Source organism: Rufibacter hautae, from assembly GCF_008271695.1.
Taxonomy (GTDB): Bacteria; Bacteroidota; Bacteroidia; order Cytophagales; family Hymenobacteraceae; genus Nibribacter; species Nibribacter hautae.
In genome coordinates this window covers 1,722,015-1,745,426 of sequence record NZ_VKKY01000001.1, presented here as the reverse complement: position 1 = coordinate 1,745,426, position 23,412 = coordinate 1,722,015, and the positions used below count along the sequence as shown (strand labels likewise).

Annotated in this window: 22 protein-coding genes and 1 tRNA gene; 13 read left to right on the top strand and 10 right to left on the bottom strand. The window is 51.5% G+C overall.

Annotation, left to right across the window (positions count from 1 at the left end):
- Positions 1–7 precede the first annotated feature (7 nt).
- On the bottom strand, positions 8–400 hold the full coding sequence (locus tag FOA19_RS06750) for a nuclease A inhibitor family protein (RefSeq protein WP_149089982.1): 393 nt from the start codon (positions 398–400) through the stop codon (positions 8–10).
- A 203-nt stretch (positions 401–603) separates the two neighbouring features.
- Complete coding sequence (locus FOA19_RS06745; RefSeq protein WP_149089981.1) at positions 604–1,476, bottom strand: DNA/RNA non-specific endonuclease; 873 nt, start codon at positions 1,474–1,476, stop codon at positions 604–606.
- A 419-nt stretch (positions 1,477–1,895) separates the two neighbouring features.
- On the opposite strand from FOA19_RS06745, the gene FOA19_RS06740 reads away from it, so the two are divergent.
- On the top strand, positions 1,896–3,038 hold the full coding sequence (locus FOA19_RS06740) for a putative sensor domain DACNV-containing protein (RefSeq protein ID WP_149089980.1): 1,143 nt from the start codon (positions 1,896–1,898) through the stop codon (positions 3,036–3,038).
- Between the two features lie 78 nt (positions 3,039–3,116).
- On the top strand, positions 3,117–3,890 hold the full coding sequence (locus FOA19_RS06735; protein ID WP_149089979.1) for an HNH endonuclease: 774 nt from the start codon (positions 3,117–3,119) through the stop codon (positions 3,888–3,890).
- Here FOA19_RS06735 and FOA19_RS06730 read toward each other — a convergent pair.
- Positions 3,880–4,956, bottom strand: coding sequence for an HNH endonuclease (locus FOA19_RS06730; protein WP_223808809.1), 1,077 nt, complete (start codon positions 4,954–4,956; stop codon positions 3,880–3,882). The genes FOA19_RS06735 and FOA19_RS06730 overlap by 11 nt on opposite strands.
- Positions 4,957–5,172: 216 nt before the next feature.
- On the opposite strand from FOA19_RS06730, the gene FOA19_RS06725 reads away from it, so the two are divergent.
- Positions 5,173–5,583, top strand: coding sequence for a cupin domain-containing protein (locus FOA19_RS06725; protein ID WP_149089978.1), 411 nt, complete (start codon positions 5,173–5,175; stop codon positions 5,581–5,583).
- A 222-nt stretch (positions 5,584–5,805) separates the two neighbouring features.
- On the opposite strand, the gene FOA19_RS06720 is transcribed toward FOA19_RS06725, so the two are convergent.
- The 3 genes from FOA19_RS06720 to FOA19_RS06710 all read right to left on the bottom strand — a co-directional run bounded on the left by FOA19_RS06720 (position 5,806) and on the right by FOA19_RS06710 (position 7,827).
- Entirely contained in the window at positions 5,806–6,684 is an 879-nt protein-coding gene (locus FOA19_RS06720) for a DUF5694 domain-containing protein (protein WP_149089977.1), read from the bottom strand.
- A gap of 233 nt (positions 6,685–6,917) precedes the next feature.
- Positions 6,918–7,331 (bottom strand): hypothetical protein, encoded by a 414-nt coding sequence (locus FOA19_RS06715; protein WP_149089976.1) that lies wholly within the window; start codon positions 7,329–7,331, stop codon positions 6,918–6,920.
- A 420-nt stretch (positions 7,332–7,751) separates the two neighbouring features.
- A tRNA-Phe gene (locus FOA19_RS06710) sits at positions 7,752–7,827 on the bottom strand.
- 183 nt (positions 7,828–8,010) lie between these two features.
- On the opposite strand from FOA19_RS06710, the gene FOA19_RS06705 reads away from it, so the two are divergent.
- The 6 genes from FOA19_RS06705 to FOA19_RS06680 all read left to right on the top strand — a co-directional run bounded on the left by FOA19_RS06705 (position 8,011) and on the right by FOA19_RS06680 (position 15,113).
- Positions 8,011–9,363 (top strand): 4Fe-4S dicluster domain-containing protein, encoded by a 1,353-nt coding sequence (locus FOA19_RS06705; protein ID WP_149089975.1) that lies wholly within the window; start codon positions 8,011–8,013, stop codon positions 9,361–9,363.
- Between the two features lie 97 nt (positions 9,364–9,460).
- A complete protein-coding gene (locus tag FOA19_RS06700) occupies positions 9,461–10,267 on the top strand; it encodes a (Fe-S)-binding protein (RefSeq protein WP_223808761.1) in 807 nt (268 codons plus the stop codon).
- Positions 10,268–10,513: 246 nt separating this feature from the next.
- On the top strand, positions 10,514–11,005 hold the full coding sequence (locus tag FOA19_RS06695; protein ID WP_149089974.1) for a hypothetical protein: 492 nt from the start codon (positions 10,514–10,516) through the stop codon (positions 11,003–11,005).
- A gap of 15 nt (positions 11,006–11,020) precedes the next feature.
- Positions 11,021–12,949, top strand: a complete 1,929-nt coding sequence (locus FOA19_RS06690; protein ID WP_223808760.1) for an OmpA family protein — start codon at positions 11,021–11,023, stop codon at positions 12,947–12,949.
- 150 nt (positions 12,950–13,099) lie between these two features.
- Positions 13,100–14,269, top strand: a complete 1,170-nt coding sequence (locus tag FOA19_RS06685) for an AIR synthase related protein (protein ID WP_149089972.1) — start codon at positions 13,100–13,102, stop codon at positions 14,267–14,269.
- A 148-nt stretch (positions 14,270–14,417) separates the two neighbouring features.
- Complete coding sequence (locus FOA19_RS06680) at positions 14,418–15,113, top strand: DUF4476 domain-containing protein (protein ID WP_149089971.1); 696 nt, start codon at positions 14,418–14,420, stop codon at positions 15,111–15,113.
- 59 nt (positions 15,114–15,172) lie between these two features.
- On the opposite strand, the gene FOA19_RS06675 is transcribed toward FOA19_RS06680, so the two are convergent.
- The 4 genes from FOA19_RS06675 to FOA19_RS06660 all read right to left on the bottom strand — a co-directional run bounded on the left by FOA19_RS06675 (position 15,173) and on the right by FOA19_RS06660 (position 19,100).
- Positions 15,173–16,726 (bottom strand): HAMP domain-containing sensor histidine kinase, encoded by a 1,554-nt coding sequence (locus FOA19_RS06675; RefSeq protein ID WP_149089970.1) that lies wholly within the window; start codon positions 16,724–16,726, stop codon positions 15,173–15,175.
- Between the two features lie 45 nt (positions 16,727–16,771).
- Positions 16,772–17,218 (bottom strand): hypothetical protein, encoded by a 447-nt coding sequence (locus tag FOA19_RS06670; RefSeq protein WP_149089969.1) that lies wholly within the window; start codon positions 17,216–17,218, stop codon positions 16,772–16,774.
- 28 nt (positions 17,219–17,246) lie between these two features.
- Positions 17,247–18,239, bottom strand: a complete 993-nt coding sequence (locus FOA19_RS06665; protein ID WP_149089968.1) for a hypothetical protein — start codon at positions 18,237–18,239, stop codon at positions 17,247–17,249.
- Between the two features lie 384 nt (positions 18,240–18,623).
- The gene (locus FOA19_RS06660; protein WP_149089967.1) at positions 18,624–19,100 is read right to left on the bottom strand and encodes a DUF4293 domain-containing protein; all 477 of its coding nucleotides are present in this window, start codon (positions 19,098–19,100) and stop codon (positions 18,624–18,626) included.
- Positions 19,101–19,362: 262 nt separating this feature from the next.
- Here FOA19_RS06660 and FOA19_RS06655 point away from each other — a divergent pair, with 262 nt between their 5' ends.
- The 4 genes from FOA19_RS06655 to FOA19_RS06640 all read left to right on the top strand — a co-directional run bounded on the left by FOA19_RS06655 (position 19,363) and on the right by FOA19_RS06640 (position 23,350).
- Positions 19,363–19,821 (top strand): hypothetical protein, encoded by a 459-nt coding sequence (locus tag FOA19_RS06655; RefSeq protein ID WP_149089966.1) that lies wholly within the window; start codon positions 19,363–19,365, stop codon positions 19,819–19,821.
- Between the two features lie 174 nt (positions 19,822–19,995).
- Positions 19,996–20,805, top strand: a complete 810-nt coding sequence (truA, locus tag FOA19_RS06650) for a tRNA pseudouridine(38-40) synthase TruA (RefSeq protein WP_149089965.1) — start codon at positions 19,996–19,998, stop codon at positions 20,803–20,805.
- Between the two features lie 121 nt (positions 20,806–20,926).
- Positions 20,927–22,693, top strand: a complete 1,767-nt coding sequence (locus tag FOA19_RS06645) for an ABC transporter ATP-binding protein (RefSeq protein ID WP_149089964.1) — start codon at positions 20,927–20,929, stop codon at positions 22,691–22,693.
- Between the two features lie 132 nt (positions 22,694–22,825).
- Entirely contained in the window at positions 22,826–23,350 is a 525-nt protein-coding gene (locus FOA19_RS06640; RefSeq protein ID WP_149089963.1) for a hypothetical protein, read from the top strand.
- Positions 23,351–23,412: the final 62 nt, after the last annotated feature.

Here is a 23,412-nt window from a genome sequence, read left to right as displayed (position 1 = left end):
CGCGGGTTTACGTTTCTACCAGCGTGGTTTTCAGTCCCAGCCACAATCCGTCTGGGGTTTTCCCCAGGGTATAAGCCTGTACCTGTACTTGCCCCACGCGGTACACCCGTACTTTCTGCAAATGAGTTTCCAGCCAGCCTTGCAAGGCCATAAACCGTTGGGCTGTGGCTTGCTGCGCCAAGTCCTGCTCAGGGGAAGTGCGCACCATGTTCCGGAAGAAGTAAGCAAGGGTTACCTCTTCCACCGGCTGGTCTGGCTTGCCCAGGGCATGTAGAAAATCAGCCGGGGTTTGGGCGGAGGTACCGGCAGGCAACGTGAAAGGCTCTAAGGGAGACTCGCTTTCGCTGATGAACAGCAAGCCCTGGGCCGCCTGCTCTAGTTCCTGGAGGAGTGTAGACATCAATTTATACCTTTAAATTTTTAGCCGCACAGCGGCAGATACGAGCACTTCTATCGTTTTGCGCCTGATACAAGAAAGGATCTTGGGCTTGAACGGCCGCAGCGGTAAAAAGCTGCATAGGTTCACGCGCAAAATCCTTTCTTTTTACCAGGTAAGTTTCACCCGGCGTCACGGCTTTTTCGTCTCCCAGATGAAGGAGAGATTTACTGCGTTGGGCCGCTGTCTACGCGGGCCTCAATGGTACTCTGGATGGTGGCCGGCACGTTGGAGAGGATGTTATAGCCCGTGGCCGCCTCAATGGCATCAACGGTGGTGCGGTACGTGCCCCAGGTGCTGCTGATGCTGGTGGTGTTAGGGGTGTTCACGGCAATGACGCGGGTGCTGGAAGTGACGCGGCTTACGTCACCGGAGCCGTTGGGCAACACCACAATCACTTTCCAGATGCGGTTGGGAACGGTTACTTTGCCGGCGGCAATGGTTTCTTTGTACCCGTTGAGCCCGGTGCCGCCCACGCCGTAGCTTCCCATGATAATGTACAACTCGTTTCCGGCGTTAATCAAGGTGCGGCAGTAGTTCTCTAAACCAGCCCAGGTCTGTTGGTTGTTAGGCCCAGCCTGCGGAATCATGTTAGACATCAGGAACGTGGCAGAGTTGTCAGCGACGGTAAGGGTGCGGTCTGCCGAGGGGCAGTTGTGGCCCCGGTCAAAGCCGCTGCCGGTGTAGTCTGAGGTCTGTACTTTGTAGAAGGCGCTGGGGAGCGAGGTATCGGCCCGGAAATCATCCTGGCGGGGAGTGCTGCCTACCCAGGCGCTGCTCAGGTGCCAACTCACCCAGTTAGGCGTACCCCGGTAGCTGTTGTAAGATAGGACAAACTGTGGTTTGCTCACCAGGTAGTTGCTGTAACTGGTGCCGGCCGAACTGGGATTGCCCATGGCCAGGTGGCTGTCTTGGGTGGCAGTAGCGCTGTCGGTAGAGGTGTGGCTCAGGGGCTGATTGGGCGCCACGTCTTCCACGGAACAGGAAGCGGCAACGCCCAGAGTGAGGGCCAGGAGCAGGGAACGGTACAAATTCTTCATGAGGGACTGTTTTGTTTGATGGGCAGTTTGATTATTTAAAGCAAGATAGCGTGCAATGCGCTGCTTGCAAGTACTTGGATAGGAATAATTCATGTTAAATAATCGTAAACGCAACTGCAGGCCAGAAAAGCACGGCGGATGGGTTTTACCGGTGTTTTCGGAAAATCGAGCTGAAAACAAGGAGGTGCCAGGAGGGTAGAAGCGAACCGCCTGCCGGTAGGGTGCTTTATCCTGGTAATCTGGTATCTGAGCCCGGTGAAACAAATTGTATTGGGGGCTTGTACACAGCGAAACAAAATGTAAGTTAGATTCTGAAACCGGGGCGGTCCATTCCCATGGGCAACCAGGCCAATAATGCCTGTAAAACCACTGGGCAAGTCCTTCCCGCAGCTTCACCTACCATTGACCATTCAGATTGCATGATCCGTAAGACCACCTATGCTGCGGCCAAAACCGTAGCGCCAGCCATTGAAGCTCATTTTGCCCACCACCTTACTGAGGCCCAGGAGCGTGGAGAGTTGAACCTGGCGCCTACGCCCTCGGTAAAGGTGATTGAGGCCTTGATTGATGCCGCTTTCTGGGCCAGCCTCAGAAAAGAAGAAGGGCAGTCGCCCCGCATCTCCCTGGCCTTCTTGCCCCCAGACCAAGCCGTGAAGCCGCTCTTGTTTGCCCAACGGCTTCCATTAACCAGTCCTAACCTCACCAAGCTGGCTCCCGGCGTGGAGCGGCCCGGAATCCATATAGGCGTTTGGAAAGAGCATGGTGAGCTATACATGTGGGGCACTACCCGCGAAATCCTGAGTTTCTGCTTTGTGCTGGATGTGTCTGAGCCGGGTTTGCTGGTGGTGAAGCATCGGCGGTCCCGCGGGTTTGGGAAGTTCGCCAACGTGGCCGTACTCAAAGGCGATGTGATCAAGTTCATAGATGAGCGCAACGACAGCCTGCCCGATTGCCCTGAGGTGCTGACCTCCCTGCTAGGGTTCAACGCCCCCTCCACCTGGGACGACTCGGTGAACATCCTGGTGCAGCTGGCGGTGTCCATGCGGGCGCACGGTAGAGGTGGTACGCTGCTGGTGGTGCCCACCGGTTCCGATACCTGGCAGCAGTCCATTCTGCACCCGGTGCAGTACGCCATCTCGCCGGCTTTTTCAGCCCTGGCCGAGCTCATGCGCCAGGAGAAGGAAGACCGGAGCCGCAGCATCTGGCAAGGCGCCCTGCGCCGGGAGATTGACGGCCTGGCGGGGCTTACGGCGGTAGACGGCGCCACCATAATCAATGACCAGCATGAGTTGTTGGCCTTCGGGGTGAAGATCATCCGCTCAGACAGCAATGAATTGGTGGAGCAGATTGCCCTCACCGAGCCGGTGCTGGGGAATGAGCCCATCATTATCCACCCCAGCAACAACGGCGGCACCCGCCACCTCTCCGCCGCCCAGTTCGTGCATGACCAGCGCAACGCCACCGCCCTGGTCGCCTCCCAAGACGGCCGCTTCACCATCTTCAGCTGGTCACCCTGCGAGATGATGGTCCACGCGCACAGGGTAGACACGTTGCTGTTGTAGGTGTTTCGGGGCTGGTTTGAGGATAGGAGGCAAGAAACAGCTACTTGTCTTTTCTGATTTTGATAAAATTCCTAATTTATGAAAAAAGGCCAGAGCCTTTGGACTAGGGAAGAATTGTTATTGGCTATCAATCTGTACTGTAAATTACCCTTTGGTAAACTTCATAGGAATAATCCAGAAGTAGTTAGGTTAGCAGAATTGATCGGAAGAACAAGTAATTCTGTTGCTTACAAGTTGGTAAATTTCGCAAGCTTAAATCCAAGTTTGCAGGAGAGAGGCATAAAGGGCGCCAAGAACACAAGCAAACTAGATAGGGAGGTTTGGAATCAATTCACTAGTAATTGGAATGATCTTCCTTATGAGAGTGAAAAGTTGCGGTCCAAGTTTGAAAATTCAACACTAGAGAACATCCATCAGATTGATGAAGCAGAACTTCCAAAAGAAGGAAGAGTGCGGGAGCAAATAGTCAAGGTACGAGTAAACCAATCTGTTTTCAGGCGGACGGTGCTGGCGGCCTATAATTCTACCTGCTGTATAACAGGCATACAGATTCCGGCCCTTCTAGTAGCTGGTCATATTAGACCGTGGGGAATTGATGAAAAGAACCGACTTAATCCAAGAAATGGATTGGCCATGAATGCCTTGCATGACAAAGCTTTTGAAGCTGGTATTCTTACCATTACTCCAGATTATGTTGTTAGAATATCTTCTTCTGTTGTTGGAAAGGAAGAGGTTGATTATGCAGATGATTTCTTTCTAAAGTATAACAAGGCTAAAATAATTCTGCCTTCTAGGTTCTTGCCAGACAGAGGTTTCCTGGAGTACCACTATAGTGAAAGGTTCATCCCTTAAACACCTTCTCCCGGTGCCATGTCAGATTTTCGGGTGCTGGATAATGAATTGCCCCAAACGGTAAATTCAATCGCTTTCCTTCAAGTTTCCTCAAAGCATAAGCATTCTCCTCATCTTCGGCAATGGTGGGAGAAACCACTACTTTCAGCTGCGTATCTACGGTAATCAAGCCCCGGTCGAAGGCTCTGTGCAGATTGGGACACAAGGCCAACCCGTTGGTGACACGGTCATCGTTGCTTCGGCTGAAAGGCACAATATGGCAGGCGTCTATCATAGAAAACCCATGCAGAGAACTAAGGCGCATGCCGGTGATACAGCAGGTGAAGTTATAAACCTGCGGTACCAACTTCTTGAACAAGCCGCCTCTCACAAATACCTGTTCCTCGTCAGGTATTGGTTGCTGAACTGGGGTGTAGATGGCAGTGTCCTCGTTCAGGATATATTTTTCCAGATTATGGAGATAGCCGCCATATTTTTTCGCCTGTTGGTATTGGGGAGCGCTGGCAGGAAAGTAGCGTTGCAGCAAAGCGCTTTTCAGTACGTTTCTTGTCTCTGGAGCCTGAAGAAGCGTGTAGAGGTCTTCGGATAGATAAGCGAAATCCACTAATCCATTAAGTACGTTGAAGCTCTTGACGTGAGCATTCAATTCTTTGCCAGGTAATGTCTTAACAAACCAAAAGCCCTCGCTAGTCAAATAATAGAATGGTAGGAAGAAATCTGAGTTATGGCCAGTGGTAACCAACAATGCGAAATTCTCTTTGAAAACGCCTACTAGCTCTGGGGAGATAAAGACCTTATTCTTATGGATCTCGCCTTTCTCAAACTGTTCTATGATGCTCAGCAGCAGAACAGGTTTATGGGGAGCTGGACCGTATTTGGTTCCACCCTGGCGGAGGCGGGTAAATTTCTGGAGGTAATGTTTTAAACCTTCCGGCGAAGCAGGCATAACGGAGTTTTCTTGGCCTGAAAGTAGACAATTTGGAAATAACTCACCTAATATGCTGCAATTAGCTTTATGGTTTTGCCCCGATTTCTGAAAACTAGGCCTAAATCTAAAAGTCTCCACTTCATTCAAGGGTACTAATTGCTCAAATAATGTAAGGGTGAAAGTAAAGCCCAGCTAGGTTACAGCTGCATAGCGAGAGAAAAATTTGATCGCGCTTGTAAAGGATTCACTAATAAAAGCTTACCTTAAAGTAGAAACTGCGGCAAGCGCTACAAGTTTGCAACTAGGTACTGCTTCAAGACAATATGCTTTCCCACACCTTCAAGAAATAATACTATGGAAACAACAGATACACTATTGGCACCCATGCCAGGGGCTGAGCACCGCGAGGTAGGAGGCGTTCTGATGGACTTTGTACGGACGGGTGATTCACGGGTAAAGCGGGTGGTGTATCCGCCGGGCTTTAAGTGGTCTACCCACATGAAGCAGATTGTGGGCACTGATCTTTGCATGCACGCCCACCTGGGTTTCCTGGCCAAGGGGCACCTCCAGATTTTGTACGCCGATGGCATCACCGAAGACTTCGTGGCGCCGCAGGTAGTAGCCATAGAACCCGGGCACGATGGCTGGGTAGTAGGGAACGAGCCTGCCGTCTTGATTGAGTTCGATTTCGAGAAAGACACCTTAAGCCGGCTAGGAATGGAAACCTTCCACCACCATCGGCTACTGCCCAAAGCAGACGAGTAAGTTAGGGCATCAATAATTCCTGTGTTCAAACCAAAGCAATCATTGCGTTCCTTAGGCCATAGGTGACTTCTGAGGTGACACCTTGAGGTAGGCAGCGGTGAAACTGTGAGGCTGCAAAGGAATTGGCTAACCGTTTCTGGTTCCTTTTTTCAAAACATGCCTGAAAACAGAAATCCCGCTATTAGGCTGGAAGTGGATTTCTGCAAAACAATGGCGTGCGTTCTACTTCTTTCCCAAAAATGTATTCGCAGGTACCAATTCAAAAGCTGAGTCGTCTTGCAGGATACTGTGCAGGGAACCGATGTGCGCCGCGCCTATAATAAGTAGCATGCGTTTGGGCTTCTCTTTCAATTGGGCAGTGGCCAGGTTGGAGTATATCTTGTAATCTCGGTTTTTGAATACCGAGGTGAGTTCAGCCCCAATGTATTTAGGATTCACAAAGGCCGTGTCTACCATAGCATCTGGGTTTTTGAAGGTGCCATTTACCACCCGCGCGGGAACAATGTAACGCACGCGGTAGACTAGATTATAAAGTTCGGGTTGGTTCAGGGAGGCTTGATACTGCCTGAGGGAAAGCGTGCCTTTTTGCAAGCCGGTGCTCAGTTTACTTACTATCTGGCGTAAGGCTGCTATTTCGTTGTTATAAAGCTCTATGTTCTCGCCGTTGGCCAGGATTCCCTGCGAGGTACCGCCTGGAGCATTGGCGCATACAATGCGTTTCAGGTTCAGTTGTTTGCCCAGCCTGAAAGCAATCTGGTAGACCTCGCTACGGCCATTCTCCAGAGTTTCAAAGTTCAGTTTGTCTTGCAGGTAAAGCGCGTACAGGCTATCTATCTCACGCTGTCTTTCGGGAAGCACTTCCACCAGAATCATATCAGGGGCATACTTGGCTGCTAAAGCAGTGAGTTCCTTTATAGCTTTCTGCCCCGACGGGCTTAGTACATCAGTATGCGGGTTATCTTTTCGGTAGATTTGGGCCAAATGGTCTGAGCCCATGACAGCAATTTTGGTTCTGTTGACCTGCGCAGAAGTTTGAAAAACTAACCCAAAGGTGAGGAAGGCAAAAAGTAAGGTGATGCGCATGGTATATCTGTTTCCCATAATTACCACATTTTGCTGGTAAGCCAAGCGGACGTGCAACAAATCTACTTTGATTCTGCTAATGGAAAAGGAGCCGCTTTCTAGCTTCTTTTCCATTAGCAGACCAAAAACTAAAATCCCGCTCCATTACCTGAAGCGGGATTTTAGTCATATATAGATAAGTATTCTTCTGCGTCTAATTAAGTATTAGATGGTGCACATCTTAGAATGCCTAAAAACTTGGTCGTAGTTTCTTAACGTAGTGAGTTGTCTACCTCTAGGTCTAACTGCACCACTCCGGCTCCAGTAGATGCTTCTTGTACCACTATGCCGTTTATCAATATTTTGGCATTAATTATTTCTTTGGATAAATGGTGAAGACTAATCAAGAGAGCTATTTTTTGGTTGTCTGATTTTGCTTCAAACGTTTTATTTAAACTCGCTGGGGTGCATCTGAATCCGGTAACAGCAGTGCCACTTTCATTCATGTAGGTAAACATATCAATAACCCTCTTGTCAAGTTTGGTTGAGGTTACCTGATACTCAATCTTATCTCCTTTTTTTATGGTAATGGGATTATGCTTCGGCCCAAAAGATGATAAAGTGAACAAGGCAAATGTTACTAAAAGGGTTGTAAAAGGTAGTGTAGGGTAGAGTTTTATTCTCATATTTTATAATTTGGTTATAGAATTCTACAAATCTATGCAGAAGAACTAGAGTGTTCAAAACATTTTATCTTGAAATTTTATTAAAAGTTAACATTAATACTTTTGGCCTAACCTGTATTGACTTAAAACATGTACAAGCCAACCTGTATTGTAACCCGGAATTAGCCAAAAAAGAATTATTCTGATGACGGGTCTACATAAGACCAGAAGTAAGACGCTGTAAATAAATGTAAAAGTTGGATAGCGTATTTACCCACCATATAGCTTTGCCTACTTAGCAGAAAAGAGTATGTGTGGTGGAATCGTGTTCTAGCCAATTAGCTTATAAAGCAGGGATGATTTAGTAGTCGCTTACTTTTCTACGACGGCATAAAAACAAAAATCCCGCTCCATTATCTGAAGCGGGATTCTCTTTTCTGCTGGTGGTGATGATTGGAATCGAACCAACGACACAAGGATTTTCAGTCCTTTGCTCTACCAACTGAGCTACATCACCAGCATCTTTTAGAACCTTTCCGGGAGGTGTTTCGCTACCGTTCTGGTGAAAAAGTATGCAAATGTAAGGAGCCTGCGCGGATTTGCAAAACTTCTTTCAAAAAAATCTTTTCTGCCCTTTTCAGAATACTTTGTTAAATTCGTTCGTAGTACAAGCAGTTTCCATGTCTTAAATATCCTTTCTGTGATCAGTAATATCATCTTTTTAGTGGTGGCGTTGGTAGGTATCGGCCTGTTTGTGTGGCAGATCCGTAAGATTGTGCGCAACATCAACATGGGGCGTGAAAAGGAGATTTCCGGTAACGTTTCTGAGCGCATCAACACCCTTTTGCTCGTCGCTTTTGGGCAACAAAAAATGTTTAAACGGCCGCTTCCGGCGGTGCTGCACCTGTTCGTGTACATTGGTTTCATCGTGATCAACGTGGAATTGATCGAGATTCTGATTGACGGCGTCTTCGGGACGCACCGCATTTTGGGTGTGTTGGGGCCGGTGTACAGCGTGCTCATGGCCATCAATGAAGTCTTGGGCCTGTTGGTGATCATCGCCTGTGTGATCTTCCTGGCGCGCCGGAACCTCACCAACGTGCCGCGCCTGACCCGCGGACCCGAGATGCGTGCCTGGCCCAAGATGGATGCGAACGTGATCCTGATCACCGAGATTGTGCTCATGCTGGCTTTGTTCGCCTTTAACATCGCAGACCAGAAACTGGCGCAATTGGGTGGGCATCAGTTGCCCGGGGCTTTTCCGGTCAGTGGCCTCATGGTGGATCTGTTCGGGAGCGACGTAAGCACCCTGCAGGTAATTGCCACCGCTGGCTGGTGGGTACACATTGTGGGTATTCTGGCGTTCATGAACTATCTGCCCAGCTCCAAGCACTTCCACATCATTACGTCCTTCCCCAACGTGTACTACTCCAAACTGGAGCCGAAAGGCCAGTTCAGCAACGTGGAGAGCATCACGCACGAGATCAAAGCCATGCTGGACCCCAGTTACGTAGTGCCGCCTGCTCCTGAAGGTGCCGATCCGCAGAAGTTCGGGGCCAAAGACGTGGAGGACCTTACCTGGAAGCAACTACTGGATTCCTATACCTGTACCGAGTGCGGCCGCTGTACCAGCGTGTGCCCGGCCAACCTCACCGGCAAACTACTGTCACCGCGGAAGATTGTGATGGATACCCGGGACCGGATGGAGGAGAAAGGCGAGTCGCCGCTCATCTTCGACCCGGCGAAGTATACGGAGGAATCGGAGCGCGTGAAGGCCTCCGAGGAACGCACCTTGCTGCGCGGCTACGTAACCCCTGAGGAGCTGTGGGCCTGTACCACCTGCAACGCCTGCGTGGAGTCTTGCCCGGTGAACATCAACCAGCTGTCTACCATCATTGACCTGCGCCGCTTCCTGGTGCTGGAAGAATCGGCGGCGCCGGCGTCTTTGAATACCATGTTCAACAACATTGAGAACAACGGCGCGCCATGGGCTTTCTCGCCCAGCGACCGCTTCAACTGGGCCGATGATTTATACACCGTTTCTAAAAACTAGGCCATAATCAGAATAAACCTAACGCCCATTAGCTTTTGTGCGGCATGCCTAATAAATTAGCAGATGAGCACATTTTCTAATTAGCATACTACCCTAGATGTCAGAGAAAAAACAGATACAAGTACCGGTGATGGCAGATTTAGCTGCCCGTGGCGAAGTTCCAGAAGTATTATTCTGGGTGGGTTGCGCCGGTGCTTTTGACGACCGATATAAAAACGTTACCCGTGCCTTCGTGCGAATTTTGGAACACGTAGGCACCAAATACGCCGTGCTGGGCATGGAGGAAACCTGCACCGGGGACCCTGCCAAGCGCGCCGGGAACGAATTCCTGTTCCAGATGCAGGCCATGACCAACATCGCCACGTTTGACGGCTACGGCATCAAGACCATCGTGACGGCGTGCCCGCATTGCTTCAACACCATCAAGAACGAGTACCCGGCGCTGGGCGGAAACTACGAGGTGATTCACCACAGCACGTTCCTGCAGAACCTCATCAACGAGGGGAAAGTGAAGATTGCCGGTGGCGGCGAGTTCAAGGGCAAGCGCATCACCTTCCATGACTCCTGCTACCTGGGCCGCGCCAACAACATCTACGAGGCGCCCCGCGAGGTTTTGGCTGCCTTAGACGCTGACTTAGTGGAGATGAAGCGCAGCCGCGCCAACGGCCTTTGCTGCGGCGCCGGCGGAGCCCAGATGTGGAAAGAGCCGGAGCCCGGAAACAAAGACATCAACGTGGAACGCGCCGAGGAAGCCATCGGCACCGGTGCCACCATCATTGCCAGTGCGTGTCCGTTCTGCATGACCATGATGGCCGACGGCGTGAAAAGCCAGAACAAAGAAGACTCCGTGCAGGTGTTTGACATCGCGGAACTCATTGCGCAGGCCGAGGGCATTAATGCGTAACGGGTAGCACAGTTCCTTTGCTGAGGCGGGCTTGTATTGGTAGTAGAGGCGATTGCCAACAACGTTACGGTGTAACGTCGCGACAGACCGGAAAGTTAGCCTCGTTACACTGTAACGAGGCTGGGCAGCAGGGGAAAAAGCGTTTCAGGTCTGTTTTCCAGGAAATCGGGCTAAAAACACAAATGCATTGTATTGCGTCTTGATACGTGATACGTGAGTCTAATTAAAATTAGCATATTACAAAAAATGTACGTTCCTTTTGAGCAATTACCGCCATATAGCCGGGTGTGGGTGTATCAGATCAATCGTCCGCTGACCGAAGGGGAGGAGGCGCGCATGAAGCAGCTTCTCCAGGATTTCGTAACCGAGTGGAGCAGCCACGGCCGCGATTTACAGGCGTCTTTCAGCATACAGGAACGCCACTTTCTGTTTCTAGCCACCAATGAAGAAGTGGCCTCGGCCAGCGGGTGTTCCATAGATAAATCAGTCGCCTTTTTAAGGCAATTAGAGCAGGAATTTAACGTTCAATTATTTGACCGTACCCAACTGGCTTTCAGGCAGGAAGGGGAGGTGCGGACGCTTCCCTTGGTGAAGATAAAAGCCGAGGTGGCGGCAGGAACGTTGTCGCCTGACTCGCTTTATTTTGATACTTTGATTCCAACGGTGGGGGGACTTCGGCAGGAGTGGCCCAAACCAGCAAAAGATACTTGGCTGGCTCGGTATTTCCAGGGCCAATAACGCGTAGGAATGCACATGATGCGACAGAATAGAACGCTTGTAATGGGAGTGGCCTTGTCTTTGGCAGTGGCGGCTTGTGGGCCTTTCAAAAGCTCCGTGCAGAAAGGCAACAAGAACTTTCAGAAAGAAGAGTACCAGCTAGCCATTGACCACTACCAGGCCGCTCTGAAAAAAGGCCGCACGGGGGCCGAGGTCAATTTCAAACTGGCCGAGGCTTATCGGTTGTCTAACCGGCTGTCGCAGGCGGAGCAGTACTACAAAGCCGCCCTGGACGCCCGCAAGACAGAGGAAACCATGTTCCGCTACGGCATGGCTTTGAAAGCCAGTGGCAAGTATGAGGAAGCCGCTACGCAACTGCAGAGTTACCTGGCCGTGGCTTCCAACAAGGCGTTCATCCGGCTGGCCCAGAAAGAGGTGGAGAACCTGAAAGAGGTGGCCAGCATTCTTAACACGCCTACTTACAAGATTGTACGGCCGGTGCCCGCCGCCAACACGGCCGCCTCTGAGTTCTCGCCCATTATCTTGAACAACGAGGTGATTTTCTCCTCTTCCCGCGAAGAAGCCAAATACAAAGGCAACGGCGAGGGTTTCCTGAACCTGTACGTAGTACCTGTGGCTGATACCGGCAACACCGCCGCGCCGGTAAGGCCTTTCTCGGCGCAACTGAACGCCCCTGAGGTGCATGACGCATCTCCGGCGTTCACGAACGAGGGCCGCACCATGATCTTCGCGCGGGGCAATACCGGCAAGAAGAACGGCAGCGCCAACGTAGACCTTTACATCTCGCAATACAAAACCGGCGAATGGTCTGAGCCAAGAGCGGCCAGTTTCAACGATGCCGTAGCCTGGGATTCCTCGCCTGCGTTTGCGCCCGATGGCCGTACGCTGTACTTTTCCTCTGACCGCCGTGGTGGCCAGGGCGGACGCGACATCTGGAAAACCACGTTGGATGAAGGCGGCCGTTTCTCCCGCCCTGAGAACCTAGGGCCCACCATTAACACGCCGGGCAATGAGTCCTTCCCGTACGTAGCGCAAGATGGTACCCTGTACCTTGCCTCAGACGGGCATCCGGGTTTGGGCGGTCTGGACGTCTTCCGAATCAACGGCGATTCCATCATCAACATGGGCACGCCCATCAACTCGGTAGGCGATGATTTCTCCATCCTGATCACCGGGAAAGACCAGGGCTTCTTCGCCTCTAACCGCTCCGGCGGCCAGGGCGGCGATGACCTGTATGCCTTCGTGAAACGCCAGCCTAAGCTGGTGAACTTCTTTGTGGATGGGAAAGTGCTGGAGCGCAATGAGAAAACCAACGCCACCACCCCTATGCTGGGCACGCGCGTGACGCTGCAGAATGCCCAGGGCCAGAAAGTAGCCGAAGCCACCTCTGACGCCGCCGGAAACTTCACCTTCAGACTAGATACGGCGAGCGTGTACTCGGTCATCGCGGAGCGGACTGGCTACTTTGCCGCCCGCAACTCTGTGATCACCCAAGGCAAAACCCCGCCGCAGGACCAACTGACCAAACCATTAACCGAGATCAGGCTCACGACCACGCTCACGCTCTCTAAAATCGTGAAGAACAAAGCCATTGTGGTGGAGAACATCTTCTACGACTATGACAAAGCCAACATCCGTCCGGATGCGGCCGTGGAGTTGGACAAACTGGTGCAGACCCTGGTGGACAACCCCACCATCACCATTGAGCTGAGCTCGCACACCGATAGCCGCGGTAAGGACATCTACAACCAAGACCTGTCGCAGCGCCGGGCCCAGAGTGCGGTAGATTACATCATCTCCAAAGGCATCGACTCTAAACGGATCACGGCCCGCGGTTATGGCGAATCAAGACCGGTGGTGCGCAACGCCAAAACTGAGGCCCAGCACCAGCGCAACCGCCGTACCGAGTTCAAGGTGACGCGCATTGACGAGCCCGCTCCGTAACTAAGAAGCGTAAAGAACTGAAATACCAAAAGAAAAGCCTCCCAGAACCGGGAGGCTTTCTTATTTTTGCCCAGCAAAGGGCGGCTCCTCGTTTTAGGGCTGTTTTTGTGAAATCTGGCCCTAAACGGCTTTTACTATTATCTTCCCGCCATGGAAAACCGGTATCTGCAGCGCGGCGTGTCCGCCTCCAAAGAAGATGTGCACAACGCCATCAAGAACATTGACAAAGGCTTGTTCCCCAAAGCGTTCTGCAAAATCATCCCGGATCTGCTGGTGGGTGACCCCGAGTTCTGCAACATCATGCACGCCGACGGGGCCGGCACCAAATCTGCCCTAGCCTACCTGTACTGGCGCGAGACCGGTGACCTCTCCGTCTGGAAAGGCATTGCCCAGGACGCCATCGTGATGAACACCGATGACCTGCTCTGCGTGGGCGCCACCGATAACATCCTGCTCTCTTCCACCATAGGCAGAAACAAGAACCTGGTGCCCGGCGAGGTCATTGCGGCCATCATCAACGGTACCGAGGAAGTGTTGCAGATGCTGAGGGACAACGGCATCGGCATCTACAGCACCGGCGGCGAGACCGCCGATGTAGGCGACCTGGTACGTACCATCATTGTGGACAGCACCGTAACCGCCCGCATGAAACGCAGCGAAGTCATCTCTAACCACACCATCCAACCCGGCGATGTGATCGTGGGTTTCTCGTCCTATGGCCAGACGACCTACGAAAGCGAGTACAACGGTGGCATGGGCAGCAACGGCCTCACTTCGGCTAGGCATGATGTGTTCGCTAACTATTTAGCCAAGAACTACCCCGAGAGCTTTGACCCGGCGGTACCGTCTGACCTGGTGTACTCCGGCAATTGCCAACTCACCGATGTAAACGAAGAAACTGGCCTGACCGTGGGCAAACTGGTGCTGTCGCCAACCAGAACCTACGCGCCGCTGGTGCAGGCCATCTTGAAAGACTACCGCAGCCAACTGCACGGCATGGTGCATTGCAGCGGTGGGGCGCAAACCAAAGTGCTGCATTTCACCGAGAACGTGCACATCATCAAAGACAACCTGTTGCCGGTGCCGCCGCTGTTCAGACTCATTCAGGAGCAGAGCAATACTAGCTGGCAGGAGATGTACAAGGTCTTCAACATGGGCCACCGCCTGGAGATCTACGTGCCTGAGGCCATTGCGCAAGACTTGATCAGCATCAGTCAATCGTTCAACCTGGATGCGCAGATCATTGGCCGGGTAGAGGCCAGCGAGAAAAACGAACTCACCATTAAGAGCCCGTACGGCCAGTTTTACTACCAGGGATAGACGATAGAGGAGAAGGCGAAAATAAATGTCCTTTCTGTTTAGGGGCTTGTTTGCTGAAAACAGTCTCTAAATAGAAAGGACTTTTGTTGTTATATAGGTTTGGCACAATATTGGGTTAGAACCTACGTAGCAGTTAGCCACTACTCCTATGAAACGATTTTACATCCTGAGTATTCTCATGCTGTGCCTAATGCAGGTAGTGCATGCGCAACAGCCCGCCTTAGACGCCGCCATCCTGGTGGAGACTCAACGAGGCGAATATTTCCAACTCACCATTGGGGGCCGTTTGATCAATCCGGCGCCGGCGCCCAGGGTAGCGGTGGGTGAGTTGCCGGCCGGCCGCCACATCCTTAACCTGCGGGTGCTGGGCAGAGGGCGCCGGGCCCAGAACATCACCGCAGAGATCATCCTGGCAAGTGGTTATGAAAGCGTGTACACCTTGGTGCCTACCGTGCCGGGGCGGGCTTTCCCGCTGGTGCTGCGCAAAGTGGAGGATGTGCCTTATTCCCGGCCTCTGCCACCCGCCGGCGGAAATGAGGTTTGCCAGTACGTGATGGACCAACAGGATGTGGACCGCGTTTTACGGTTCATGAAGGACGAAGGCTTTGATGACCGGAGGCTGGACATCGCCAAAGGCGAGATAAAACTGGCCGGGGGCATCATGACCGAAGACCTGTACCTGCTTATGAAAGCCATCTCTTTTGAGGATAGGCGGGTAGCCCTGGCCAAATTCGCCTATAACTATGTCTGCGACCGCCAACGTTTCAGCCGCGTGTTAGATGCTCTGGACTTCAGCAATAGTAAACGGGAGTTGCAGGATTTCCTCTACAAAGAGATAAGATAGCCCCTCTGCCAGAAACCATAATCAAAGGTAAAAAGAAGGGAATGCCTCCTATTTTGCTATCAGGAGGAAACAGGGAGCTGAATGATAAATTCGGCTCCTTTTCCTTCTTCTGTTTCTACGCGCATTCCTCCCCCGTGCCCTTTGGTGATGATGTCGTAGCTCAGCGATAGTCCCAAGCCGGTTCCCTCACCCGTGGGCTTGGTAGTGAAGAAAGGCTGGTAAATCTTATCCAGAATGTTCTGCGGAATGCCTAGCCCGTTGTCCTTCACTGAAATCTCTACCATGTCTTTCCCCAGGGAAGTCGTGACAACCACCTCGGGCTCAAACGTGCCGTTCAGTTGTTGTTTCTTCTGATTGATGGAGTAGAACGCGTTGTTGTACAGGTTTAACAGTACCCGGCCTATCTCTTCGGGGGCAATGTCTACTTTTCCTATGTTTTGGTCTAAATGGGTCTTAAACCCGGCATTAAACGATTTGTTTTTCGCCCGAAGGCCATGGTAGCTTAAGCGCAGGAACTCATCGGCCAGCCTGTTGAGGTCGGTGGGTTCTTTTTTGCCGGTACTTGTTCTGGAGTGCTGCAGCATTCCTTTTACAATGGCATCGGCCCGTTTGCCGTGGGCGCTGATTTTCTGCTCATTGGCTTTTATATCCTGGGCAATGGCAACCGCGTCTTCTGTGTTTCCGTCCTGAAGCTCCTGCACCATTTCGTCTATCAATTCCTGGTTAATCTCAGAAAAGTTGTTCACGAAGTTCAGCGGGTTCTGTATTTCATGGGCAATCCCGGCGGTGAGCTCTCCCAAAGACGCCATCTTTTCTTTCTGGATCAGCTGGGCCTGGGTTTCCTTCAGTTCCAGCAGGGTAGTATTCAGGGTGCCGTTGGTAGTGGCCAGCGAATGGTTGGCTTCTTTCAGTTTGTGAGTAGTGACAGACAAGTATTCCACCATCTCGTTGAAAGACTTCCCGAGTTCTCCAATCTCATCTCCCGAGACGTTATGGACCCGGGTGGTGAAATCTCCTTCGCTTACCTTATTGGCCGCATCACGTAAGGCTAGCACCGGTTTAGAGATGGTTTTAGACAGCCAGAACCCAATGAGAATGCCAATACTGAAGACCAAAGTGCTCACCAGCAAAGAGGTGTTCATGATCTTGGCTTTCCCTTCGTTGATGGCCTTAGTGGAGAAACCGATCAGAATGGCGCCCGACATCATGGACGTCTGAAAAGGGGACCGTTTCACCAGAATAGAATCATTGGACACGGCAGTAGCATCAAACCGGCTGTCTTCGGGGAAGCTTTTGAACAACTTTTCCTGCACCTGGTAAGACGTGCGGGCCTCATTCCATATAGTATCAGTTTGTACCATACTGATGAACTCCAGCCGCGAATCATCTTTCACAAATTCCAGAGCCGTCTGTACGCCTTCAAAGTTCTGTTCGGTGATGGCAATCTTCACTCCCAAAGAAACCGTGTTGGCCAGGTTCTGCACCTCATTGTTGTAGTTGTTGAGTAAAAGCTTGGCTTGCTGGTCAGGAAAGTAATAGAGGGTGAAAAACGAGAACATTAAAACGATAGCAGCAACAGTCAGCCAAATCTTCGATTTTAGGTGTAGGATCATTTGCTATGCGTTAAAACAGGTGTGCTCGTATGCTTTTAGATGCCCTTACAAGGTCCGTTTCCCGTCAACGACCACTGTCCTGATCTCTGGGGTGCTGATGGGCTGGTCAATGATGCCAATAGCGCCGGGATTCTGGGAGACGAAGGTCTGCAGTTCAGGAACGGAATTGAAAAAGTAAGGCGCCGAAGCCCTCCCTTGAAACACCAGCGCCAGCCAATACTTGTTCAGGGCATCTGGTTTCATGGCATACACTTTCTCGCTGATGGTCTCGCCTAGCGTGTTATTGGTTTTGATCAAAGCAATCATCACCTTGGTTCCGTTGCTCCACCGTTGCTTTTCACCCCTGAACACAGATCTCAGTTCTTTAAACGACAGGGTAGTGGGAGCGCCATTCTGGTGGGCAATCACGGCCAGCGTTTGCTGGGCCTGCGCCTGTAAAGCCAGCAAAACCAACAAGCACGCCAGCACCAACCCTTTGAAAACTCCTGACATAAGGTTTCTATCTCTGCAGTTCCTCATGCTAAAAGCCAATGGCAACTTGGGTGGAAATTGTATTTGCCGGAGCCGTCATTTCTGAGTTATGGCGTTGGTACTCCAGCTTGATCACAGCCAGGTAATTCAGCTGGTAGCGTATGCCCGCCAAGAAAGACTCGGTGTTGTTTTTCAGAAAGCCAATTTCCCCTTGCTGGTACCGGAGATGGTCAAACCGAACGTAGGGAGTTATCTTATCGGTGACTTTGTACCCGGCGTACACGTATGAGGCAACAGATTTTCTGGAGCCGGTAGAATCGGTTTGCGTCACGCCGGCCATGCTTTCCGCCAGTACTTCTACCTTCTCGCCAAAGCTGGCCACCGAGGCCGTGATCAGGTGTTCATCTATTTGCCAGCTGCTAGATGCACCATGGTGCAGGTCGGCTCCCTTAGCAATGATATCACGGTAGTAGGAAAGCCCGATGCGAAGGGCATTCTGCGGCCTGATGTGCACGGCTACCGTCATTGATTTACTGGCATCATTGTCTAAGACATCAGAAGAGCTCAACCCGTTGCCAAACATCACATCGTACCCAAACTTCAACGTGCCCAAATTCTGGCCCTGAAAACTTACCCCCGTGGTATGCAAGGGAAAAAGGTTCGTGGAAAAGAACAAGGGCCGAGAGATAGTAGGAAAGAACACCCTGCCATGGTGGTAGGTGTCGTTCCAGTAATTGATAGGGGTGTGGTGCTTGCCAAGCAGGATGTTGTGGTTCCCCTTGATGTTGTATTTCAACACGATTCTTTCAATGCTCACCGAGAAATCGGTTTCGGAGAAAGGATCGAATTTGAAAACCGTTTCGCCCAGAAAAGATAATCGATCGGTGATGTCTGAGGTAATGAACAAGTCCTGTTCTCCTAAGCCAAAAGAGAGTTTCTTGCCATTGAACGTAGCCGAGGCATCTACAAATCCCCTTATTTGGGTGTTGTTTTGGCCGTAAGCATCTACGGAAGCCGAACAAAACAAAACAGATAAAAGCATGTAAACACTGCTTTTCAGAAAATACCTCATGTGTCGTATATCAGAATAGAAATTCAATAGGGAAATAATCTCTGAAGGCAATTCTTTTGAAGATGAATGCTTTACCAGTGTATAGGTTGGTTAAGTCCATAGCTAGTAGGCGCGTCTTCTGTTTTATGAATATTTATCCAATATAGATTATTATTATAATTTATAAAGAAAATTTTGGAGGGAACTTAGGGCGGTTTTCTCTCCCGTTCATCTTTTCTTCGCTAAGGTGTCGTGAAGTATGACATAGTAGTAAAAGGCCGCAGGTTGCTTTGATGAACAGTTGAAGAACCATGCTAAAACAAAAGAGGCCCCGCTTCTGCAAGCGGGGCCTCTTTTGTGGAGAAAGCTAAGGTTCTAGCGCAGGCGGTCCATAGAGCGCACCAGGTCCTCGTCACGTTTGATGAACCGGTTGGCCAGCACGTTCATGAGCAACCCGAAGGCAGGCAGGTAGAAACCAGAAAGGTACTCGCCCTGGGTATTGGTTTTGATCAGGTCCTCGCCCACATAAGAAGAGAAGTAGAAGGCACAGCCCATGAGAGCGGCCATCACCAGGGAGTTCAACAAGCCCAGTTTCATTTGGGTCAGGCGGCTCTTGTACTGGAAGATCTCATACAAGGCAATAAGGGCCGCGGCCCCAGCCAGAATAGCGATGAAAATAGTGTTAGTAGAGGCGGCATCAGCAGCACCATTCACGGGACCTAAAGAAAAAGCGGTTAAGGCATACTCCTGGTTATTAGCCGGATTGGTTTTAGCCCAGATAGGCAGGAAAAACAAAGCCACCATGGCAATTACAATCAAAAACAGGAAAACGCTCTGGATTCTCTGAATCATAGTTATTTATTGGTTTCTAAATCTTTTGCAAAACTACATAAAACTTTGCTATCGCCTATACCTGTGCGGAACACATTCAGTTAGGCCGTCAAGGGCTTTGGTAAGATGTTGAGCGCAAAGAACTTTGAATAGTTATAAACGTTGCAAGAGGTTTTCCACAGGCTGATGTGCAAAGAAAAGATTTTTTGGTCTGGCCAAAGCCGTTAACTTGCTCTGGTTGGCATGAACGTTGCAAAGCCAGTTATATTAAAATCTTGGAATCATGAAAAGACTTGCGGTATTCAGTTTAGTAGGGTTGCTGTTAGTAAGTGGTGGAACAGCATCGGCAGTGGAAATTGCCGGGACAGAGTATTCAACGGTGGTCAGAGACAAGCAATCTGCCAAAGCCGAAAAGAAGCGCGCCAAGTTGCTGGCCAAGGCAGCCCGAAAAGACGAGAAATACCAGCATGCGCTTGCCAAATCCAAAGCCAAATACGAACGCGACCAGGCCAACCTGAAAGAAGAATACAATAGAAAGCAGCACCGGCTGAATGACCGGTTAACCAAGGCCGGTAATACCACCGGTTCTTACGAGGAGGAGATGGCCCGCCTGAAAAATGACTATGAGCAGGAAAGACAAGCCCTGCAGACCAAATACGAACGCCAGCGCGATGCCCGTCAAGCCGCCTGGCAAGCCGAAAGAAACGCGCCTACGGGCACCTCTTTCACCAATCCTTTCTAAAGTAAACCATCGGCCTCCTTTCTGGAGGCCGATTTCTTTTTCGGGTATTTCCCGCCGATGGACAGTGGGTGTTTAAGGCCTCTTTTCCAGAAAACGGCCTCAAAATAGAACCGGCTGCGTTACAGCCATGCGCCAGAACCTGAGACTCACCCGGTAATTGCGTATCTTTGTGCCATGCGGTATTTTTTAGAAGTGGCGTATGACGGCACCAGGTTCCACGGTTGGCAACTGCAACCCAATGCGCTCACCGTGCAGGAGGTGCTGGACGACTGCCTGCGCCGGGTGTTCCGGTTGACCCAGGTAGAAACCGTAGGCAGCGGCCGCACCGATACCGGCGTGCACGCATCCCAGCAGTGGGTACACGTAGACTTGCCGCAGGCTTACTATCCAGAGGAAATCCAGCACAGACTCAACCGCATTCTTCCTCCAGATATCTCCGTGGGGCAGGTGCTGCCGGTAGGGCCTGAGGCGCACACGCGTTTTGATGCCACCAGCCGGGCGTACGAATACTGCATTACCCTGGAAAAGAATCCTTTTCTGGTGCGGCACGCGTACTATCTCTCCAGAAAGCCCGACGTAGCCCTGATGAACGAGGCGGCGCAGGTGCTGTTGCAACTAGAAGATTTCACCACCTTCTCCAAAGTGAAAGGCGATACTAAGCACTACCGTTGCGCCATTACCCAAGCTTTCTGGCAGGAGAACGGACCGCAACTGGTCTTCACCATCAAGGCCAACCGATTTCTGCGCGGCATGGTGCGGCTGGTGGTGGGTACCTTGCTGGACGTGGGCAAAGGCAAGCTCACCGTGGCTCAGTTCAGACACCTGATTGAGCGCCAAGATAGGAGCTTGGCCAGCGGCGCGGCCCCCGCGCAAGGGCTGTTTCTGCACCGTGTGGAATATCCAGAGAACTATTTTGCCCAACAGCGGGTACTCTTTGAGGAAGTCCTTGCCGCACAGGTGAGAACAGAGGAACCATCTTCGTAACAAAACCTCTTGTTTTACGCTTTCTTTTAAGAAACCAAGGCCTAAACGCAGAGAGGCTTACCTTACTTTTACGTTCTAATCCAGGCATTGCCAGGGGCAGACTTAACCAGCAATTGATCTAATGAGTGAAATAGGAGGCAACAAAACCGGGAGCGCGTTTGACTGGGAAGTCCTGCGCAAGATATTCCGGTTTGTGAAACCGTACCAGAAGGTGTTCTATCTGGTGATTTTTTTAACCGTGGCCTCGGCGATCCTGGCTACTATCCGTCCGTTCCTGATCCAGGAGATGGTGGACAAGCAGATTCTGCAGTACAACTGGCAAGGGGTGAACCGCATGTTCATCTGGCTCATTGTACTGCTGGTGGCCCACACGGCGGTCTCGTACTTCCACACCTACTTCGCCGGTTGGCTGGGGCAGTACGTGGTGCGCGACATTAGGGTGAAGCTCTATGAGCACATCCTCAAGCTGCGGCTCAAATTCTATGACCGTACGCCCATCGGGACGCTGGTGACCCGTAACGTGAGCGACGTTGAAACCCTGTCAGACGTGTTCTCCGAAGGCCTGGCGGCTATGATTGGCGATGTGCTGCAATTGCTCTTCATCCTGGCTTACATGTTCTGGATTGACTGGAAACTAACCCTGGTGAGCCTTTCCATGTTTCCGCTGCTCATCATCAGTACCTATATCTTCAAGGAGAAGGTGAAGGCCTCTTTCCAGGAGGTGCGCGGCGCGGTGTCTAAACTCAACGCCTTTGTGCAGGAACACCTCACGGGTATGATGGTGGTGCAGATCTTCAACAACGAGGAGCGCGAGATGAAGAAGTTCCAGGCCATCAACAAGGAGCACACCCGCGCCAACATCAAATCGGTGCTGTATTACTCCATCTATTTCCCGGTGGCCGAGGTCATCGGCGCAGCCGGAACGGGTCTGCTGGTGTGGTATGGAGCCAAAGGCGTGATCCAGGACACCGTGACGCTGGGCTCGCTCATCGCGTTTATCATGTACATCGCCATGTTCTTCAGGCCCATCCGGCAGATTGCGGATAGGTTCAACACGCTGCAACTGGGCGTGGTGAGTTCTGAGCGGATTATGCGGCTGCTGGAAAGCGAAGAAATGATCTCAGACTCGGGCACGTACGCGCCGAAAGAGATCAGCGGCGATGTGCAGTTTGACGATGTCTGGTTTGCGTACAATGACGAAAACTGGGTCTTGCGCGGCGTTTCCTTTGACGTGTACGCCGGGCAAACGGTGGCCCTGGTAGGCGCCACGGGAGCCGGTAAAACGTCCATCATCAATCTGCTCAGCCGCTTCTATGAGATCAACAAAGGCACCATCAGGGTAGACGGCACCGATATTAGGGAGTATGACCTGGATTTGCTGCGCCGTCAGATAGGCGTGGTGTTGCAAGATGTGTTCCTTTTCTCCGGCACCATCGCCGATAACATCAGCTTGGGGAACAAAGACATCACCGAGGCCCAGATGTGGGAAGCCGCCCGTTTGGTAGGCGCCGACAGATTCATTGAGCGCCTGCCGGGAGGTTTGCACTACAACGTGATGGAGCGCGGCGCTACGCTCTCGGTGGGTCAACGGCAATTGATCTCGTTTGTGCGCGCCATGGTGTACAACCCTAAAATCATCATCTTGGACGAAGCCACCTCAAGCGTGGACTCTGAGACCGAGGAACTGATTCAGTTCGCAATCGCGCAGTTGATGGAAGGCCGTACCTCCATCGTGATTGCCCACCGCCTCTCCACCATCCAGAAAGCCGATAACATCATTGTGCTGGATCGTGGCGAGATCAAGGAAAGCGGTCGTCACGAGGAATTGATCCAGTCGGGTGGGTATTATGCCCAGCTCCACGAGATGCAGTACAAGAACTTCGTGTAAAAGCAAAGAATCCGTTTCAGGGCTGATTTGCTAAAATCGGGGTAGAAACGGGTTTTTACTGGCCGGCTGGGTTTGGTTCAGGGCTGAGCCTTACCTTTGCCTGGACATGCGCAAAGCAGAATAGATAAACAGATGGGTAAAAAGTTTTTGATTGTCTTGGCGGTGATTATCGGGCTGGGGCTGGTAGTGTATACGTACATGGGCGGCTTTGCCGAAGTGAAGGTCTCCCGGGCGGAGTCTTCGCAGGTGATCGTGGCCGGTAAATATTATGAAGGTTCCACCGACTCGGAGGAACTGGGCCAGATCTATCAGCAGGTAGGCAAAGCCGTGGAGCAGAAGCAACTCGCCGGCGATTTCGCGGGGATCTATTATAACAACCCGGGCAAAGACTCTAAAACCCTGAAGGCGTTCATTGGCGTGGCCGTGAAGGACTCCAGCGCGACTCTGCCCTCTGGATTCTCTTTCAGAGTGGTACCCGCCGGCAGGCAAGTTCTGCGAGGCGAGGTAGAAGCCAACATCACCATCGCTCCCAAACGCATTTACAGCACCCTTTTTGACTACGCGGAAGAACAGAAACTCACCCTGCAGGAGTTTTACGTGGAACGTTTCCCCGAGGGAAAACCTGCCGTCATTGAGGTAGCCCTGGCCCAAAAGTAAATAGTCGTTTTAAGGCTGATTTTAAAAAATCAGCCCCAAAATAGAAAAGCAAGCGCCCTCAG

Coding starts and splice junctions, on each gene's coding strand:
- FOA19_RS06695 (WP_149089974.1), top strand. CDS start 10,514: ATGTACGTTCCTTTTGAGCAATTACCGCCATATAGCCGGGTGTGGGTG.
- FOA19_RS06745 (WP_149089981.1), bottom strand. CDS start 1,476: ATGAAGAATTTGTACCGTTCCCTGCTCCTGGCCCTCACTCTGGGCGTT.
- FOA19_RS06670 (WP_149089969.1), bottom strand. CDS start 17,218: ATGTCAGGAGTTTTCAAAGGGTTGGTGCTGGCGTGCTTGTTGGTTTTG.
- FOA19_RS06640 (WP_149089963.1), top strand. CDS start 22,826: ATGGGTAAAAAGTTTTTGATTGTCTTGGCGGTGATTATCGGGCTGGGG.
- FOA19_RS06680 (WP_149089971.1), top strand. CDS start 14,418: ATGAAACGATTTTACATCCTGAGTATTCTCATGCTGTGCCTAATGCAG.
- FOA19_RS06750 (WP_149089982.1), bottom strand. CDS start 400: ATGTCTACACTCCTCCAGGAACTAGAGCAGGCGGCCCAGGGCTTGCTG.
- FOA19_RS06720 (WP_149089977.1), bottom strand. CDS start 6,684: ATGGGAAACAGATATACCATGCGCATCACCTTACTTTTTGCCTTCCTC.
- FOA19_RS06665 (WP_149089968.1), bottom strand. CDS start 18,239: ATGCTTTTATCTGTTTTGTTTTGTTCGGCTTCCGTAGATGCTTACGGC.
- FOA19_RS06700 (WP_223808761.1), top strand. CDS start 9,461: ATGTCAGAGAAAAAACAGATACAAGTACCGGTGATGGCAGATTTAGCT.
- FOA19_RS06655 (WP_149089966.1), top strand. CDS start 19,363: ATGAAAAGACTTGCGGTATTCAGTTTAGTAGGGTTGCTGTTAGTAAGT.
- FOA19_RS06735 (WP_149089979.1), top strand. CDS start 3,117: ATGAAAAAAGGCCAGAGCCTTTGGACTAGGGAAGAATTGTTATTGGCT.
- truA (WP_149089965.1), top strand. CDS start 19,996: ATGCGGTATTTTTTAGAAGTGGCGTATGACGGCACCAGGTTCCACGGT.
- FOA19_RS06660 (WP_149089967.1), bottom strand. CDS start 19,100: ATGATTCAGAGAATCCAGAGCGTTTTCCTGTTTTTGATTGTAATTGCC.
- FOA19_RS06715 (WP_149089976.1), bottom strand. CDS start 7,331: ATGAGAATAAAACTCTACCCTACACTACCTTTTACAACCCTTTTAGTA.
- FOA19_RS06725 (WP_149089978.1), top strand. CDS start 5,173: ATGGAAACAACAGATACACTATTGGCACCCATGCCAGGGGCTGAGCAC.
- FOA19_RS06740 (WP_149089980.1), top strand. CDS start 1,896: ATGATCCGTAAGACCACCTATGCTGCGGCCAAAACCGTAGCGCCAGCC.
- FOA19_RS06645 (WP_149089964.1), top strand. CDS start 20,927: ATGAGTGAAATAGGAGGCAACAAAACCGGGAGCGCGTTTGACTGGGAA.
- FOA19_RS06690 (WP_223808760.1), top strand. CDS start 11,021: ATGATGCGACAGAATAGAACGCTTGTAATGGGAGTGGCCTTGTCTTTG.
- FOA19_RS06685 (WP_149089972.1), top strand. CDS start 13,100: ATGGAAAACCGGTATCTGCAGCGCGGCGTGTCCGCCTCCAAAGAAGAT.
- FOA19_RS06675 (WP_149089970.1), bottom strand. CDS start 16,726: ATGATCCTACACCTAAAATCGAAGATTTGGCTGACTGTTGCTGCTATC.